Raw genomic sequence first — 16,903 nt, 5'->3', positions numbered from 1 at the left:
CTCTTCCGATCCAGCCTCGGCTGGGGAGCAGGCGACCCCCACCCGCAGCGAAGGAGCAGCTCACCAAGCCGGCGACCAGCGGAGTCACATGCGGGTGATCCGCAGGTAGCGCTTCAGGTCGGGCAGGCTCTGCCAGACGAACGCGCCGACGCCGGCCGCGACCGCGCAGCGGAACAGGAACTTCAGCATGGTGTTGTCCTCCTCTCTCGTGGGCCCTTCTGGTGCAACTCCTCGACCAGGCGCCGGACCACCTGCACCGCCTGCCCGACCGCCGCGGCGACCGGCTCGCTCAGGCCGATGCCCTCGTCCAGCGACTGCGGTTCGCAGCCGACCACCAGCACCTGGTCCGGCGGCTGCCCGCCGGTGCCGGCGCTGAGCGTGGCCAGCAGGCCGAGCACCGCGTCGGGCCCCATCCGGTGCCCGTCGAGGACGGCCTCCGCGACCGGCTCGACCGGGCCGTCCGCGGGCTCGATCAGGTAGACGGTGCCGGGGGCGCCGCCGCGTGCGGTGGCGTCCACCAGCACCAGCGCCCGGTACCCGTCGAGCAGTTGGTAGGCGAGGTGGACCCCGCGCACCCCGACGTCGAGCACCTCGACGTCGGGCGGCAGTAGTTCGGCCCGCAGCCGGTCGACCACCGCGACGCCGAAACCGTCGTCGCCGAGGAAGACGTTGCCGACCCCGGCGACCAGGATCCCGCGGTCCATCACGCTCCCTCCGGCAACGGCGTGACCTCGTCCGGCTGGAAGTACCGGAACCGGCCCTGGGCCCGCCACAGGTCCGCGCCGGGGTCGCCCTCGACGGTGACCGCCAGGTGCACCGAGCCGTCCACGTCGTGCAGCACCGCCTCGACCAGCGCGGTCCGCCCGGCCAGGAAGAGGTCCTGGGCATCGGTGCGCCGCCGCCCCGGGCGCAGCCGCACCCGGCTGCCGGCACCGACCGGGTGGCCGTCCACCAGCACCCGGTCCCGCTCCGGATCCACCTCGGGGTCGTTGCCCGGGTCCCACCACGGCTGGTCGGTCGCGGTGGGACCCGTGGGCGAGGTGACCTCGCGCAGCGCCCGGACCGCGCCGTGCAGCCGTTCCAGCACCTCGGCGGGCAGCGAGTCGGCCAGGTCGATCACCGCGCCGGCCCGCGGGTCGGTGCCGCGGGCCTCACGCTTCTCCCGGTCGGTGAGGGCGGCGGTGCGCAGCGCCAGGATCTCGTCGATCTCGGTCGCGTCGTAGAGCGCGCCCGGGCTCTCCGGGGCCACCTGGGGGTGGTCCTCCAGGATGATCGGCGAGGAGAGCACGGCGTCACTGGTGCCCACCGGGCCGACCAGCACCGGCCAGGTGTGTTCGTTGCGGCACTCGGCGACGGCGCCGCGGGCCCACTCCGGCGGGTCGGTGGCGGACAGGAAGGCGCCGTGGTCCAGGCCGAGCAGCAGGTGCGCGGAGACCAGCGCGTACGGCAGCGCGGCCTCCCGCCGGTCGTCCGGGGCCGGCCGCCAGGGCGAGGTGTTGGCCACCTCGGCGGTCAGTCGGACGGCCCGGTAGGGGCCGGGCAGCTCCTGGGTGCGCAGCCGCAGCACGCCGTCCAGCCGTTCGCAGCTGCGCACCAACCGGCCGACCGGTGCGCCGCCCTCGCGCAGCTCCTCCACCTCCTCGCGGGCCGCGACCGCGAACCGGTGCTCGATCCCGTCGCCGGCCAACTTCTCGACCGGCAGCAGCAGTTCGATCCGCTCCTCGACGCCCTCGTGCCAGGGCACCAGCACCCGGTCGGCCAGCTCCAGCTCCGGCACGGTGACGAACCGCCCGCCGTCCTCGGCGCGTTGCACGGTGCGCCACTGGGCCCGCAGGAACCGCAGCTGCACCGCGAGGCGGGCCCCGCGGCGCGGCTCGATCACGCACTCGGTGCGCTGCGCGCTGTGCTCGCCCTGCTCGGTGCCGTAGCCGGGCGGCACCAGCACGCCGAACTGCCAGCGCAGCCGGTTCTTGGCGGCCGAAGCGCGGTAGGGGTAGAGCACGTAGCCCTCGAAGAGCACCGCGTCGGCGAGCTGCCGGGCGGTGGAGAAGCGCTCCGCCAGCGTGTCGGGCAGCACTCCGAGCAGCGTCTCGGACTGGGAGTCGGGCCGGCTCCCCGACCGGGTGTCGGGCTGCAGGCTCATCGCACCGCCTCCTCGGCCGGGGCGCGGCCGAGCAGGTCGCGCAGCGCCGCCTCCCAGGAGGGCAGCGCCCGGCGGGAGCGGTAGGCGAGCAGCTCGTCCATCAGGTCGCCGGGCAGCCGCAGCCAGCCGCAGCCGGGGAAGTGCTGGTCCATCGCCGCCTGCCAGGTGGCGGCCGGCATCCGCACCTGCGCCTCCTTGTCCCAGGGCACCGGGGTGACCTGGAAGCCGCCCGGACCGGCGAAGGCCGTGCCGGAGAAGAGCAGCAGCAGCGGCACCTCGCCGCCGTCCAGCGCCCGCAGGTAGCGGGTGGCCGCCACCTCCAGGTCGTAGGTGCAGGGCACCACCAGGTCGGCCTCGGTCTCCCCGGTGAACCCGGGGACCATCAGCGCGACCTGGGCGAACTGGATCGGGTTGAGCGTGCTGCCCCAGCGCGAGCGGTCGCCGAACAGGTCGGTCAGCCGCTCGCCCTCGGCCTCGCCGTACGGGCGGCGGGCCGGCTCGATCCGCAGCTGGCAGCGGAGCGCGAGGGCGTGCACCTGCTCGCCGCCGCTCGCGGTGATCCGCAGCCGGAACACCAGGGTGGGTCCGGCGGCGTACGGATCGGCGCGCACCCCGGTGCAGGCGAAGGCGAGTTGGGTCACGGGTGCACCTCCGCTGGGACGGGGCGGGCACGTTCGGCGAGCCGGGCGAAGAAGCCGTCCAGCTCGGCCCGGGCCTCGGCGCCGCCGTCGAAGCCGTGCCAGCACAGCCGCAACCGGCCGACCAGCTCGTAGCAGACGTCGATCGGGACCAGGTAGCAGTCGATCCCGCCCGCGGTGCGGCGCAGCAGCAGGGCTTCGGTGTCCGGTGCCAGGTCGGCGGCGAGCGGGCTGCCGTCCAACACCGTCTGCCAGGCCGCCTCGTCCAGTTCGGCCTCGGCCGCGCCGGCCGGGCTGGGGTAGAGGGTGACCAGGCGGTCCAGCGCGGTGTCGCGGAACAGGAAGGCGCAGCTGACCGGGATCCGCAGCGCCTGCCAGGCGCTCTCGTCCAACCGGTGGTCCGGATCGGCGAGGTGGCGCTGGGACAGGCCCCGGTAGCGGCCGCCGACCGCGCCCGGCTGCTGGAACAGCATGGCGCAGGCCGGGCAGACGCAGACCAGGGCCCGCTCGTCGCGGTCGGCCAGGTGCCGGTGGTCGCGCGGCAGGTGGACGTCGCAGAACTCGCAGCGCTCGGGCTGCGGGGGCACGGGCTCGCGCAGCCGGCGCAGCAGCGCGGTGCCGGGGCGGGCGAGGTGGCGCGCGCTCATCCGACCTCCGCCACCGGTCGGGTGCCGATCTGCAGCAGCACGGGTCGACGGGCCACCACCACCTCGGTCACCTCGGGGGCGAAGCAGGCCAGCGCCTGTTCGACCTGTCCGGCGTCGCAGCCGCAGCCGCCGCCCTCGTCCTGGCCGACCGTCAGCCGGCCGCCGTCCGGGTCGAAGGCGTGCAGCCGCCAGCCGGGGACGGTGGCCAGCGCCCGGTCGATCCGGCTGGGCAGGTCCTCCGGGTGCAGGTCGTGCAGGGTCAGCAGGCCGGCCACCAGCGGGTCGCCGAGGGCCTCGGCGGGCAGCTGGGCGGCCACCCTGGCCAGGCCGGTGCCGTAGAACTCCATCAGGGTGCGGACCAGTTCCTCGGCCGGCTCGCCCTGGCCGGCCTCGGTGAGCCGGTCCAGCACCTGCTGCACCCGCAGGCCCAGCTCCTCCGCCGTCATGCGGTGAGCCCGCTCAGGCCGGTGGGCACGTGCATGGTCTTCACGGTCCTGCCGCCGCCGACGTACATGTGCACGCCGCAGGGCAGGCAGGGGTCGAAGCTGCGCACGGCGCGCATGATGTCGATCCCCTTGAAGTTCTCCGGGGAGTTCTCCTCGAAGATCGGCGTGTTCTGCACCGCGTCCTCGTACGGCCCGGGGGTGCCGTAGCTGTCGCGCACGCTGGCGTTCCACGGGGTCGGCGGGTAGGGGTGGTAGTTGGCGATCTTGCCGTCCCGGATCACCATGTGGTGCGAGAGCACGCCGCGCACCGCCTCGGTGAAGCCGCAGCCGATCGACTCGTCCGGCACCTCGAACTTCTCCCAGGTCTGGCTGCGCCCGGCGCGCACCTCGGCCAGCGCCTGCTCGGCGAAGTGCAGGGCGCAGGCGGCCGCGTAGGCCTGGAAGTAGGTGCGGGCGCGGTTGCGCTCGATCGCGTTGCTCCACTGCGGGATCTTCCACTCGAAGGTGGTCTCCGGCTTGGTCATGGAGCGCGGCAGGTTGATCACCACGCTGTGTCCGGTGGCCTTGACGTAGCCGATGTCGACCAGCCCGGAGAGCGCGGTGGACCAGAGCCGGGCGATCGGGCCGCCGCCGGTGTCCAGCGCCAGGTGGTCCTTGCCGTCGAACCAGCGCGGCGACATCACCCAGCTGTACTTGTCGTCGAAGTTGCGCTTCTGCGGCTGCGGGATGGTGTGCTGGTTCCACGGGTGGCGCGGGTCGACCGGGTTGCCCAGCGGGTCGTGGGTGACGAACAGCTCCTGGCCCTGCCAGTCCTGGTAGTAGGAGCTGCCGAGCAGGATCCGGATGCCGAGGTTGATCTCGGTCAGGTCGTTGGTGACCAGCTTGCCGTCGACCACCACGCCCGGGGTGACGAACATCTTGCGGCCCCAGGCCGTCATGTTCCGGTAGGTGAAGTCGCAGTGCTCGGGGTCGTTGAGGCTGCCCCAGCAGCCCAGCAGCACCCGGCGGCGGCCGACCTCCTCGTAGCCGGGCAGCGCCTGGTAGAAGAAGTCGAAGAGGTCGTCGTGCAGCGGCACGACCTTCTTCATGAACTCCACGTAGCGCATCAGCCGGGTCAGGTAGTCGGTGAAGAGCTGCACGGTGGCCACCGTGCCGACGCCGCCGGGGTAGAGCGTGGAGGGGTGCACGTGGCGGCCCTCCATCAGGCAGAACATCTCCCGGGTGTAGCGGCTGACCTGGAGCGCCTCGCGGTAGAACTCGCCCTCGATCGGGTTGAGCGAGCGCATGATGTCGGCGATCGTCTTGTAGCCGTGCTCGCCCGCGTGCGGGGCCTCGGTGCGCTCGGCCAGCTCCAGCACGCCCGGGTTGGTCTCGCGGACCATCTTCTCGCAGTAGTCGACCCCGACCAGGTTCTCCTGGAAGATGTTGTGGTCGAACATGTACTCGGCGGCCTCACCGAGGTTGATGATCCACTCGCCCAGGTGCGGCGGCTTCACCCCGTAGGCCATGTTCTGCGTGTAGACCGAGCAGGTGGCGTGGTTGTCGCCGCAGATGCCGCAGATCCGGCTGGTGATGAAGTGGGCGTCGCGCGGGTCCTTGCCGCGCATGAAGACGCTGTAGCCGCGGAAGACCGACGAGGTGCTGTAGCACTCGGCGACCTTCTTCTGCTTGAAGTCGATCTTCGTGTGGATGCCCAGACTGCCCACGATCCGGGTGATCGGATCCCAGGACATCTCCACCAGGCCGTCGCCGGCCGGTTTGGTCGTCGGTCCCATCGTCTCTGTCGCGCCCTTCTGCTCTGCTCGGGGAGGTCGGTGCCCGCGGCGGTTCCCGGGGGCATGCAGCGGCGGGTCACCACGGCTTGCGGTAACCGGTGGTCAGCTTGGGGCCGGTGTGGCGCCACTTGGGCTCCTTGTCCACCGTCTGCGTGGTGATCGAGCGCAGCCGCCGGATCACCGCGCCGTACGCCTCGCTGGCGCCGGAGGAGACCCGCGAGCCGGGCGGCGGATCCATGAACGGCATGAACTTGTCCGGGAAGCCCGGCATGGTGCACGCGATGCAGATGCCGCCCACGTTGGGGCAGCCGCCGACGCCGTTGATCCAACCGCGCTTGGTCACGTTGCACTTGACCACCGGACCCCAGCAGCCCAGCCGCACCAGGCACTCGGGACGGCCGTACTCGGTGGCGAACTGGCCCTGCTCGTAGTACCCGCCCCGGTCGCAGCCCTCGTGCACGGTGGCGCCGAACAGCCAGGTGGGGCGGAGCTTGTCGTCCAGCGGGATCATCGGCGCGGCGCCGGTCAGCTGGTAGAGCAGGTAGGTCAGGGTCTCGGCGAAGTTGTCCGGCTGGATCGGGCAGCCGGGGACGCAGACGATCGGCAGCCCGGCCTTGGACTTCCAGTCCCAGCCGAGGTAGTCGGGCACGCCCATCGCGCCGGTCGGGTTGCCCTCCATGGCGTGGATGCCGCCGTAGGTGGCGCAGGTGCCGATCGCCACCACCGCGGTGGCCTTGCTCGCCAGCCGGTCCAACCACTCACTGGTGGTGATGGGTTGGCCGGTCTTCGGGTCGTCGCCGAACCCGCACCAGTAGCCCTCCTTCTTGGTCGCCTCGTTGGGGATCGAGCCCTCCACCACCAGGACGAAGGGCTCGAGTTCGCCGCGCTCGGCCTTGAAGAACCACTCGATGAAGGTGTCCGCGCCCTGCACCGGACCGCACTCGAAGTCGATCAGCGGCCAGTGCACCGCGATCTTCGGCAGCCCGGGCAGGGCGCCGGTGACGATCTCCTCGATGCTCGGCTGCATCGCGGCGGTCAGCGAGACGGAGTCGCCGTCGCAGCTGAGGCCGGCGTTGATCCAGAGGATGTGCACCAGCGGCTGTTCGTCGCCCGGTGCTGCGCCGCGACCCTCTTCGGTCGCGGCCGTTGCTGTCGCACCCATGAGGATGCCTCCTCAATAACGGGATGAGACCGACGAAACGGACTCGGCTCTCTTCTTAGCAGCCGTACGCCGCCCTCGGTCGGGTGAAGGGCCGCGCCGGTACCCCGAACAGCGGCGCGGCGACTGGGCCGACCGGGCGAGTCAGGAGCTGCCGGCGGCGACCTGGACGTGGGTGTCCATGCCGAGCGCCTTGTGGCCGTCGATCGGGCACCACAGCTCGTAGCTGCCCGCCTGGAGGGTCACCGTGACCTGCGCCCGGCCGCCCGGCGCGATCGCGTCGGTCTGGATCGCGGCCACCCCCGGCCCGGCGATCGCCAGGGCGTGCTCGACGGTCCCGGTGTTCGCCGCGACGAAGGTGTACGTACCCGGAGTCAGCTGAGTGCGCTCGGGCGTCACCGAGTACTCCTTCTCGGTGACGGTGATGCTGGTCCCGGTCCCGGCGGAGCCACCGGCGACCGCCGTGGCCGACCCGGACGCGCCGCTGCCCGGGGTGCTGCCCGCCTTCGGCGCGGAGCTGCTCGAACACCCGGTGACCAGCGCCAGCGCGGCCAGCAGCAGCGCCGGCGCGGCCCGCCGCGCCCGCCGGCGGGCGCGGTGCCTCGAATCCCTGTCCATGCGCTCGAGGGTCGCCCGCCCGGCCGCCACCCACCCCACCGACACCCGCGGCCCCGCCACCCCTCCACCCACTCGGCCCAACCGGCGACGGCCGGGGACGGCGGGGACCGGGGACCGGCGGGGACTGCCTAGCCGCCGAGCGCTCCGGGGCGGGCCGTCGTGAGGGCCGACCAGATCCGGCGGGCCGTCTCCTCGGGCGGCGGCGCGCCGTCCACCACCAGGTCGCTGCGGTCGCGGGCCGGCTCGACGTGGCGCTCGTGGGCCGCGCGCCGGTGCGTCAGGTAGTTGTGCAGCAGCACCGGGAGCGGGAAGCCGTCGCGCACGCACTTGCGCTGGATCTTGCGGACCAGCCGCAGGTCGGCCGGCAGGTCGACGAAGACGTCGAACCGGGCGCGGCCGGCCGGCGCGGCGACCAGGTGGGCGAAGAGCCCCTCCACCACGACCACCGCCGCCCCGGCCAGGGCCGCGCCGGCGTCCGCGGCGAGCCGCTCGGTGTCCACCGAGCGCGGATCGCCGACGTCCAGCCGCCACCGGCCCGCCTCGTCCGCGGTCCACACCCCGCGGTCCCGCTCGGTGACGTAGTAGTCGTCACCGTGCAGCACGCCCAGCGTTCCCGGGCCGGCGGGCGCGGTCGCGGCCAGCGCGGCCGCCAGGGTGGTCTTTCCGGCACCGGCTCCGCCGGTCAGTGTCAGCAGCACGGGCCCCATCCTGTCGGACCCGGATCCGGATAGGGCAGCATGACTCCCATGTCTGACACCTCAGTACTCACCCGCGCCGAGGCCATCGAGCGCCACCAGCTGCTCGACGTCCGCTCCGCCCGCCTCGACCTCGACCTGACCCGCGGTCCGGAGGTGTTCGGCTCCACCACGGTGATCCGCTTCGGCTGCGCCACGCCGGGGGCCGGGACCTTCGTGGACGTCAAGCCGGCCGCGCTGCACCGGGTGGTGCTGAACGGCCGTGACCTGGACGTCAGTGCGCTCGCCGCCGGGCGCTTCCCGCTCACCGGGCTCGCCGCCGAGAACGAGCTGACCGTCGAGGCCGACATGGCCTACTCGCACACCGGCGAGGGCATGCACCGGTTCACCGACCCGGCCGACGGGGAAGTCTACCTCTACACCCAGTCCTTCCTGGACGACGGCCCGCGCGTCTTCGCCTCCTTCGACCAGCCCGACCTCAAGGCGGAGTTCACGGTGGCCGTCACCGCGCCGCCGCAGTGGACGGTGGTCGCCAACAGCCTCGGCAGCCAGGTGGCGCCGGGCCGCTGGGAGTTCGCCCCCACCGCGCGGATCAGCAGCTACCTGGTCTCGGTGGTGGCCGGCCCGCTGCACTCGGTGCGCGCCGAGCACGACGGGATCCCGCTCGGCCTGCACTGCCGCCGCTCGCTCGCCCGGGAGCTGGACGCCGAGGCGGCCGAGCTGCTGGAGGTCACCCGGCAGGGCTTCGACCACTACCACCGGATCTTCCGCCGACGCTACCCCTTCGACAGCTACGACCAGTGCTTCGTGCCGGAGTTCAACGCCGGCGCGATGGAGAACCCGGGCTGCGTGACGCTGCGCGACGAGTTCGTCTTCCGCTCCGCGGTGGCCGACACCGAGCGCGAGGAGCGCGCCATCGTGGTGGTGCACGAGATGGCGCACATGTGGTTCGGCGACCTGGTCACCATGAAGTGGTGGGACGACCTGTGGCTGAACGAGTCCTTCGCCGAGTTCATGGCCTACACCGTCACCGCCGAGTCCACCCGGTTCGGCGGCGCCTGGACCGGCTTCGCCACCAAGCGCAAGGGCTGGGGCTACGACGCCGACCAGCGCCCCTCCACCCACCCGGTGGCGCCCGGCGCGGTGGACGACACCGCCCAGGCGCTGCAGAACTTCGACGGCATCTCCTACGCCAAGGGCGCCGCCGCGCTGCGCCAGCTGGTCGCCTGGCTGGGCGAGGAGCAGTTCCTGGCCGGCGTCAACGACTACTTCGACCGGCACGCCTTCGGCAACGCCACGCTGGACGACCTGCTGGCGGCGCTGGCCGCGGCCGGCGGGCGGGACGTGCACGGCTGGGCCGACCGCTGGCTGCGCACCACCGGGGTGGACACCCTGCGGCTGGCCGACGGCCGGGTCGAGCACACCTCGGCGGACGGGGTGCTGCGCCCGCACCTGCTGAGCGTCGGTCACTACCGGCGCACCGCGGCCGGGGCGCTGGAGCCGGCGGGCCGCGAGTCCCTGGAGCTGGCGGCGGACGGCGGCGGGGCGGAGCTGGCCGGCGCCGAGCTGACCCTGCTCAACGACACCGACCTCGGGTACGTCAAGATCCGGCTCGACGCGGACTCCTGGGCGACCGTGCGCGGCTCGCTCGGCGCGATCCCCGAGGAGCTGGCCCGCGCGGTGCTCTGGGACAGCGCCCGGGACCAGGTGCGGGACGGGGAGCTCGCCCCCGGCGCGTACCTGGAGCTGGTCGCCGCCCACCTGCCCGGGGAGACCTCGGTGCACCTGGTCGACGGGGTGCTCACGTTCGCCCGCGACTTCGTGGTGGACTGCGCCGTGCCGCCGGCCGACCGGCCCGCGGCGCTGGCGCTGCTGGCCGAGGTCAGCCGGGCGCTGCTGCGCCGCACCGAGGGTGCACCGGACGACAGCGGGCTGCGCCTGGTGGCCGCGCGCGCGGTGATCGCCACCGCCGGCAGCGAGGCGCAGGCCGCCGAGCTGGGCGACTGGCTGGCGGCGGGCAGCGTGCCCGGCGGGCCGGTGCTCGACCCGGACCTGCGCTGGCAGCTGCTGCTGCGGCTGTGCGTGCTCGGCGCGGCCGGCGAGCCCGCGATCGCGGCCGAGCTGGCGGCCGACCCGAGCGACACCAGCGAGGAGGGGGCCGCCCGGTGCCGCGCCGCGCTGCCCGACCCGGCCGCCAAGGAGGCCGCCTGGCAGGCGCTGTTCCACGGCGAGCTGTCCAACTACCTCGCCACCGCCACCGCCAAGGGTCTGTGGCAGCCGGAACAGGCCGAGCTGCTCGACGATCTGACGCTGCGTTACTTCGAGGACCTGGCGCCGGCCGCGGCCCGTCGCGGCCCCGCGCTGGCCCGGGTGCTCACGCAGTCCGCCTTCCCCGTCTTCGCCGCCACCGAGCGGACGGTGCGGGCGGCCGAGGCCTGCCTGGCCGACCCGGAGCTCACCGCGGCGACCCGGCGCGGGCTGGTGGACCGGCTCGACACGCTGCGCCGCGCGGTCCGGGCCCGGGAACTGGCCTCGCCGGCCGGGGCGGGCACGGCCGGGGAGTAAGCCGCGCGACCTCGCCCGTCCCCGGTCCGGGGACGGGCGAGCGGGCCAGGGAGGTGCGTCCGGGCTACGGCAGGTACGCCGCCGGCGGCGGGGTGGCGCCGGCGCCGAGGTAGGGGGCGAGCCAGGTGGCATAGCTGGCCTGCCAGGGGCCCTTGCGGTAGTCCTCCAGCACCTGGTTGACCCGGGCCACCAGGTCGGTGTCGGCCAGGTTCATCGCCACCCCGAAGTACTTGGTGCCGTACGGCTTGTCGACCAGGCGGACCTGCGGGTCCTGGGCGACCAGCGCGGAGCCGTAGGCGTTGTCGGTGAACACGGCGTCGGCCTTGCCCAGTTGGAGCTGCACCAGGCAGTCCACCTCGTTGTCGGCCCAGACCACCTGCGCGGCTCCGTGGTCGTTCTGGGTGATCTCGTCCTGCTCGGTGGCGCCCTTGGTGACGCAGACCCGCTTGCCGCGCAGTGCCTCGTCCAGCGTCCTGGCCGGCGAGGAGACCGGCACCAGCGCCTGGTGGCCGGCCTGGAAGTACACCGTGGAGAAGGCGACCTGGGTCATCCGCTGGCAGTTGATGGCCATCGCCCGCACCACCAGGTCGACCTGGTGGTTCTGGATCTCCGGGATCCGGGTCGCGGCCGGGACGTCGACGTACCGCACCGCGTTCGGGTCGCCCAGGATCGCCTTGGCGATGGCGTGCACGATGTCGATGTCGAAGCCCTCGACCTGGCCGCCCTGCGCGTTCCGGTAGCCCCAGCGGTAGGCGTTCTGGTCGACGCCGGCGATCAGGTAGCCGCGCTGCTTGATCTGACTGACCTTGGGGCCCAGGTCGCTGCTGCTGGGCTTGATGCTCCTGGTCGGGTCGCACCCGGTCGCGTCGACCGGCACGGCACTCGCCGCGCTCCCCGGCGCATTGCCCGGCGACGCCGAGGCGGCCGCCCGCACCGCGGTGCCCGTGCCGGCACCGCTGCCCGACGCGGCGGCACAGCCGGCCAGCAGGACGGCCGTCACCGGCAGGACGGCGCGCTGCAGGGCCCGTCGGTTCCACTCCCCCGTTGTGTTCCGCACGCTCCATCCTCACCAGCCCGCGGTGACGCGCAGGTGGCGGCCGTCCGACCGTGCGGTGACCCCGGCGCCAACACTCCCGCTCGGGGCGACGAGGCCGCCTGCTCCGCCGGAGTTGTGCGTGTCCTTATGGGTGCTTAACGTCAATTTTGCCCGCCCCCTGGCGGGACGATCCGTCGGGCCGCCACCTCCTGCCTGCCCGCCGGCGACCCCCGCTCACCGCGGACAGGCAGGAGCGCGGAGTCCCGCCGCCCGTCCGGCCCCGAGTACTGCCGGTCCGCGGCCCGCGTCGGCGCCCGGGAGCTGCCCGTGCCTCCTCTCACCTCCCCCGCCCGCACCGGAGCGATCGCCGCCGGCACCCTCACCCTGCTGGCCGCACTGACCACCGGTCCGGCCCACGCCCAGCCGCGCGCCGACCCGCAGGTCGTCCAGGACCGGCTGGCCCCCACCTCGGCGCTGCCGAACACGCCCGTGACCGGGCAGCTGACGGTCCATTCGAGTGCCTGCTTCACGGTGAAGACGCTCGGCATTGGCGTGCGCGACGGCAACGGCAACAACCTCGACTTCCCCGGCAGCCTGGGCAGCACCCAGATCTGCCCCAGCGGGGTGAGCCTGACCACCGGTGCCCGCAGCTTCCCGGCCGGTACCTACCGGATCTTCGGCTACTACCAGAGCCAGAGCGGCAGCTGGACCAACCTGCCGGAGCAGCAGTTGGTCGTCGCCACCCCCACGCCGGTGGCCACCCAGGACAGCCTGACGCCCACCACCGCGACCGCGGACACCCCGGTCAGCGCCCGGCTCGCCGTCCACTCCAACGTCTGCTTCACCGCCAAGGCCGTGGGTGTCGCCGTCCGGGACGCCGCGGGCAACAACCTGGACTTCCCCGGCGGCCTGGGCAGCACCCAGATCTGCCCCAGCGGCCTCACCCTCACCACCGGTACCCGTAGCTTCCCCGCCGGCACCTACCAGATGTTCGGCTACTACCAGGACCCGAGCGGCGCCTGGAAGAACCTGCCCACCCAGCAACTGGTCGTCAGCAGCCCCACCCCGGCGCTCACCCTGGACAGCCTGACCCCGGTCACGGCCGCCGCGAACAGCCCGGTCACGGCCCAGCTGATGGTGCACTCCAACGTCTGCTTCACCGTGCAGTCCCTGGGCGTCGCCGTCCGGGACGCCGCCGGCAACAACCTGGACTTCCCCGGCGGCCTGGGCAGCACCCAGATCTGCCCCAGCGGCCTCACCCTCACCACCGGCGCCCGCAGCTTCCCCGCCGGCACCTACCAGATGTTCGGCTACTACCAGGACCCGAGCGGCGCCTGGACCAACCTGCCCACCCAGCAACTGATCGTCAACGCCGGGCAGGTCGGACCCACCTCGGTGATCCCGGGCCAGTCCCTGGTCTGGTCCGACGAGTTCAACGGCCCGATCTCCCCGCTCAAGTGGAACAAGGCCAACAGCAGCGCCTACCGGTACGGCACCCACAACCCGCAGGACGACAAGCTCGACCTGATCGACGCCAACAACGTCACCACGGCGAACGGTGTGGCCACCTTCACCGCCAAGCCGGTCAGCTTCAACCTGCCGGTGAAGAACCGCACCGCGTGGGCCACCGGACTGCTCACCACCGAGAACTCCGGCGAGAAGTTCATGGTGAAGACCGGCGACTACGCGGAGACCCGGGTCCGGCTGCCCAAGCAGCTCGGCGCCTGGCCGGCGCTGTGGACCTGGAAGGAGGGCGACAACGAGGTGGACTCCTTCGAGTTCCACCCGGACAACCCCAACCTGCTGGAGCTGACCAACCACACCAGGCCCGCGCAGAAGTTCTGGGAGAACAAGACGCACGTCCAGGCCGGTGAGTGGGTCACCATCGGCACCTACTACGGCGCCGACACGGTGACCTGGTACGTCAACGGCATCCCGGTCTTCGACGACAAGAAGGGGGTGGGGCCGAACTGGTCGGCCTACCTGATCCTCAACCTGTCGATCTGCTCCGGCGACTTCCACCCGGACCCGGCCGACAACACGCCGATCACCTTCGACGCGGACTACGTGCGGGTGTTCCGCTGAGTCCGTGCTGATGCGGTGACGCGGTGACTGTGCTCCTCGCGGTCACCGCGTCACCGCATCGGGTCAACCGGTGACCTGGATCACGAACGGGGTCGTGTGCCCCGTCGGGTCCGGGTCGTCGTCGCTGCTCACGGTCAGCGTGCCGGTCAGCGTGCCGGGGGCGACACCCGGATCGACCTGCATCTGCATCGAGGCGCTGGCGGTCTGCTCGAAGGGCAGGCCGGCCGGGAACGGGCAGGTCACGGTGTGGCCGTCGGGGGTGACGGTGCAGCTCCTCGGGAAGAACGGGCCCTGGGCCACGACCCCGTCCGGCAGCTGGAGGGTGAGGGTGAAGGCGCCGGCCTCACCGGGGCCGCCGTTCTCGGCGGTCGCGTGCAACAAGGTCTGCCCGCCGGCCGGGGTCGGGTCCGGGTCCTCCTCGGTCACCGTCAGGTGGCCGGCGACCGCCCGCGGGACGAACGGGGCCGCGGCCGGCGCGGTGCCGAGCAGCGCGGCCACCGCGCTGCAGGTCCCCAGGGCCACCACCAGTCGACCCGGCACTCCGAAACTCCGCAGCATTCGGTCACTCCCTCAGACGCCTACGCACCGCACGGACGCTGCCACGCTAGGCGCGAGGGGCCCCGGTGCCCGGCGCAACGCCGCCGCACCGGGCACCGTCACCCGTGCGGGCGCCGGGCCCTCCGCCGCCCGGGGCCGCCGCCGGTCAGCCGCCAGAGGCCGGCGAGCTCGTAGTAGACGCCGTTCACCAGTTGCAGCAGCACCAGGGTGACCGGCCAGAGCAGGCCGCCGAGCAGCGGCACCAGGTCGACCGGAAGGGTGTAGGCCATCACCACCCGGGCCGCCGCGTCGAGCAGCATCGCCACGCCCCAGATCGCCGTCGACACCCGCCAGATCCGGCGGAAGGCCGGCTCGCGCTCCCAGAGCACGTCCCAGGAGGTGCCGTCGGCGCCGAACCGCCCCTCCAACAGCGGGCGGCCGAAGTGGAAGAGCAGCGGGCGGTGGGCCCGGATCGACAGCAGGAACCAGAGGCCGGCCGCGCCGGTCAGCCAACCGTCCTTGGCCAGCAGGAACCGCGGGCTGCCGCTGACCAGCGCGGCGGCGACGCCCAGCACCATGGTCCCGGCGACGAAACCGGCCGGGCCCTCCAGGGTGCGCTGCCGGGCCCACTGCACGGCGCAGGTCACCGCCGGCAGCAGCGCCCCGAGCAGCAGGGCGGCGAAGACCGAGACCCCGGCGGCGCGCAGGCCGTAGTAGAGGCCGAGCGGGACGGCGAGGTCCCAGAGCAGGGTGAGCAGCAGCCGGCGGCGGGGCGGGGGCGGGTTCGCCGCGGCGCGCGTCGGGTCGGTGCGTGTCGCGTCGGTGCTCGCCGGTCGGTCGGTCAGGGCTGGGTCGGTCACGGCTCGGTCGGTCAGGGCTGGGTCCGGCTGCATGGATCCCTCCGGGTTCACGGGTCCCTCCGGGTGGCGCGCAGGGCCAGGCCGGTGATCTCACGGATGCACTCGTCCAGGGTCAGGCGGGGCGGGCGGGTCAACCGCACGGTGGCGGCGTCGATCGCGGACTTGAGGGTCAGCGCCATCAGCACGGTGTCGAAGGCGCGGAACTCCCCGGTCCGCTGGCCGGCGGCGAGGATCGGCTCCAGGTCGGCCACGTTCGCCTCGGCCGAGGCCTCGACGCCGTAGCGCAGGGCGCCGGCCGCGTCCCGGGCGTTCATGCTGATCTCGTACATCGCCCGGACCGCCGCCGGATGCTCGGCGATCCAGCCGAGCTGGGCCTCGATCCGGGCGGTGAGCGCCTCGGTCGGGGTCCGCGCCTCGGCCACCCGGGTGGCGATCGCCCGCTGGGCCTGCAGGGCGACGTCGATCAGCACCGCCTCCATCAGGTCGTCCCGGGTGCCGAAGTGGTACGAGATGAGCCGGGTGCTGGAGATGCCGGCGTGCTGCCGGATCCGCTCGAAGGTAGTGCGGCCGTACCCGCTCTCGGCGAGCACCGCGACGGCGGCCGCGATGATCTGCTCGCGTCGGGCCGCCGCGGCCACCGAGCGGGTCGGGTCGGGCGGTTGGGTCGGGGCTTCGTCGCCGGTTACCTGCATGAGTAATTTCTTCCTCGCCCGAGTAACAGCCAAACCTCCAGGCGCCGACCAGACCTCCCGACGCCGGCCGAATCTGCCGACCGCCCACCGTGATCGCCTATCGTCGTCTGGACGGCCGGACCGAACGGCTCGACCACGACCGTGGAGGGGGCACAGCGATGGGCACGGAGACAGCCGAGTCGTTCTACCGGAACCTCGGTGCGGACAGGTTCGAGAGCACCGGGCACACCGCCGGCCCGTGGAGCCCCGAGGCCCAGCACGCCGGCCCGCCCTCCGCCCTGCTGGGGCGGGCCTTCGAACGGCACCAGCCGCGCGAGGGGTTCCGGATCGCCCGGGTGACGCTGGACATCCCGCGCCCGGTACCGGTGGCCGAGCTGACGGTCGCGGTGCGCACGGTCCGTTCCGGCGGCCGCAGCGAACTGCTGGAGGGCGAGCTCACGGCGCAGGGCGAGGTGGTGATGGTGGCCCGCGCCTGGCGGATGGCGGCGAGCCCGCAGGACACGCCGGCGCTGCGCCCGGAGCCGCTGCCGCAACCGCTGCCCGGCCCCCAGTCGCCAGACCGACTGCGCGGCACCGCCCAGAACGGCTACGTCGCGGCGATGGAGTGGCGCTGGCCCGGCGAGACCACCTTCGACCACCCCGGGCCGGGCACCGTCTGGGCCCGCCAGCGCCACCCCCTGGTCGCCGGCGAGGCGGACACCCCGCTGACCCGCGCGCTCACCCTGGCCGACAGCAACTGGGCGGTGGCCTTCGAGCTGGACCACGTCCGGCAGCAGGTGATCAACACCGATGTCACGCTCGCGCTGCACCGCGATCCGGTCGGCGAGTGGCTCTTCCTGAGCTCCGCCACCGCGGCCAGCCCGCTCGGCTCGGGGCTGGCGCTGGGCCGGATGGACGACGAACTCGGGGACTGCGGGCGGGTGTTGCAGACGCTCTTCGTCGCGGGGCGGTGAACCGCCGCGGGGGCGGTGGGCAGCCGACCGGCCACCCACCGCCCCCGCGTGCCA

General features: G+C 73.3%; 17 protein-coding genes. 3 read left to right on the top strand and 14 right to left on the bottom strand.

The genetic code is table 11. The annotated features are described in order from the left end of the window. Nucleotides 1-84: 84 nt before the first annotated feature. From ACQRUO_RS11890 to ACQRUO_RS11845, 10 genes are all read right to left on the bottom strand, one after another. Complete coding sequence (locus ACQRUO_RS11890) at nucleotides 85-189, bottom strand: DUF6893 family small protein (RefSeq protein ID WP_428315783.1); 105 nt, start codon at nucleotides 187-189, stop codon at nucleotides 85-87. Then, nucleotides 183-704: a hydrogenase maturation protease gene (locus ACQRUO_RS11885; RefSeq protein WP_428315782.1), complete on the bottom strand. Its 522-nt coding sequence runs from the start codon at nucleotides 702-704 to the stop codon at nucleotides 183-185. The genes ACQRUO_RS11890 and ACQRUO_RS11885 overlap by 7 nt, the downstream gene beginning before the upstream one ends. Next, a complete protein-coding gene (locus ACQRUO_RS11880; RefSeq protein WP_428315781.1) occupies nucleotides 704-2,143 on the bottom strand; it encodes a hypothetical protein in 1,440 nt (479 codons plus the stop codon). The genes ACQRUO_RS11885 and ACQRUO_RS11880 overlap by 1 nt, the downstream gene beginning before the upstream one ends. Beyond that, nucleotides 2,140-2,784 carry a DUF6084 family protein gene (locus tag ACQRUO_RS11875; protein WP_428315780.1) on the bottom strand — a complete coding sequence of 215 codons (645 nt, stop codon included), beginning with the start codon at nucleotides 2,782-2,784 and terminating at the stop codon, nucleotides 2,140-2,142. The genes ACQRUO_RS11880 and ACQRUO_RS11875 overlap by 4 nt, the downstream gene beginning before the upstream one ends. Next, a complete protein-coding gene (locus ACQRUO_RS11870) occupies nucleotides 2,781-3,428 on the bottom strand; it encodes a DUF5947 family protein (protein WP_428315779.1) in 648 nt (215 codons plus the stop codon). The genes ACQRUO_RS11875 and ACQRUO_RS11870 overlap by 4 nt, the downstream gene beginning before the upstream one ends. Beyond that, nucleotides 3,425-3,874, bottom strand: coding sequence for a thioredoxin (locus tag ACQRUO_RS11865; RefSeq protein WP_428315778.1), 450 nt, complete (start codon nucleotides 3,872-3,874; stop codon nucleotides 3,425-3,427). Before ACQRUO_RS11865 ends, ACQRUO_RS11870 begins: the two co-directional genes overlap by 4 nt. Continuing rightward, nucleotides 3,871-5,649, bottom strand: coding sequence for a nickel-dependent hydrogenase large subunit (locus ACQRUO_RS11860; protein WP_428315777.1), 1,779 nt, complete (start codon nucleotides 5,647-5,649; stop codon nucleotides 3,871-3,873). Before ACQRUO_RS11860 ends, ACQRUO_RS11865 begins: the two co-directional genes overlap by 4 nt. Nucleotides 5,650-5,725: 76 nt before the next feature. After that, a complete protein-coding gene (locus tag ACQRUO_RS11855) occupies nucleotides 5,726-6,811 on the bottom strand; it encodes a hydrogenase expression protein HypE (protein ID WP_428315776.1) in 1,086 nt (361 codons plus the stop codon). A 141-nt stretch (nucleotides 6,812-6,952) separates the two neighbouring features. Beyond that, nucleotides 6,953-7,426: a cupredoxin domain-containing protein gene (locus tag ACQRUO_RS11850; RefSeq protein WP_428315775.1), complete on the bottom strand. Its 474-nt coding sequence runs from the start codon at nucleotides 7,424-7,426 to the stop codon at nucleotides 6,953-6,955. 128 nt (nucleotides 7,427-7,554) lie between these two features. Beyond that, entirely contained in the window at nucleotides 7,555-8,124 is a 570-nt protein-coding gene (locus tag ACQRUO_RS11845) for a hypothetical protein (RefSeq protein ID WP_428315774.1), read from the bottom strand. Between the two features lie 48 nt (nucleotides 8,125-8,172). On the opposite strand from ACQRUO_RS11845, the gene pepN reads away from it, so the two are divergent. Beyond that, nucleotides 8,173-10,686 (top strand): aminopeptidase N, encoded by a 2,514-nt coding sequence (gene pepN, locus ACQRUO_RS11840; protein WP_428315773.1) that lies wholly within the window; start codon nucleotides 8,173-8,175, stop codon nucleotides 10,684-10,686. A gap of 64 nt (nucleotides 10,687-10,750) precedes the next feature. On the opposite strand, the gene ACQRUO_RS11835 is transcribed toward pepN, so the two are convergent. After that, nucleotides 10,751-11,743 carry a glutamate ABC transporter substrate-binding protein gene (locus ACQRUO_RS11835; protein WP_428315772.1) on the bottom strand — a complete coding sequence of 331 codons (993 nt, stop codon included), beginning with the start codon at nucleotides 11,741-11,743 and terminating at the stop codon, nucleotides 10,751-10,753. A 306-nt stretch (nucleotides 11,744-12,049) separates the two neighbouring features. Between ACQRUO_RS11835 and ACQRUO_RS11830 the strand changes: the two genes are divergently transcribed. After that, nucleotides 12,050-13,807: a glycoside hydrolase family 16 protein gene (locus ACQRUO_RS11830; RefSeq protein WP_428315771.1), complete on the top strand. Its 1,758-nt coding sequence runs from the start codon at nucleotides 12,050-12,052 to the stop codon at nucleotides 13,805-13,807. Between the two features lie 63 nt (nucleotides 13,808-13,870). On the opposite strand, the gene ACQRUO_RS11825 is transcribed toward ACQRUO_RS11830, so the two are convergent. From ACQRUO_RS11825 to ACQRUO_RS11815, 3 genes are all read right to left on the bottom strand, one after another. Next, nucleotides 13,871-14,347 carry a hypothetical protein gene (locus tag ACQRUO_RS11825; RefSeq protein WP_428315770.1) on the bottom strand — a complete coding sequence of 159 codons (477 nt, stop codon included), beginning with the start codon at nucleotides 14,345-14,347 and terminating at the stop codon, nucleotides 13,871-13,873. Between the two features lie 116 nt (nucleotides 14,348-14,463). Continuing rightward, a complete protein-coding gene (locus ACQRUO_RS11820) occupies nucleotides 14,464-15,204 on the bottom strand; it encodes a VC0807 family protein (protein WP_428315769.1) in 741 nt (246 codons plus the stop codon). Nucleotides 15,205-15,251: 47 nt separating this feature from the next. After that, nucleotides 15,252-15,896 carry a TetR/AcrR family transcriptional regulator gene (locus tag ACQRUO_RS11815; protein ID WP_428315768.1) on the bottom strand — a complete coding sequence of 215 codons (645 nt, stop codon included), beginning with the start codon at nucleotides 15,894-15,896 and terminating at the stop codon, nucleotides 15,252-15,254. A 158-nt stretch (nucleotides 15,897-16,054) separates the two neighbouring features. Here ACQRUO_RS11815 and ACQRUO_RS11810 point away from each other — a divergent pair, with 158 nt between their 5' ends. After that, complete coding sequence (locus ACQRUO_RS11810) at nucleotides 16,055-16,849, top strand: thioesterase family protein (RefSeq protein WP_428315767.1); 795 nt, start codon at nucleotides 16,055-16,057, stop codon at nucleotides 16,847-16,849. Nucleotides 16,850-16,903: the final 54 nt, after the last annotated feature.

This window comes from Kitasatospora sp. LaBMicrA B282, assembly GCF_050325825.1.
GTDB lineage: Bacteria > Actinomycetota > Actinomycetes > Streptomycetales > Streptomycetaceae > Kitasatospora.
The sequence above is the reverse complement of the archived record's forward strand: the minus strand, read 5'-3'. Positions and strand labels throughout refer to the sequence as shown.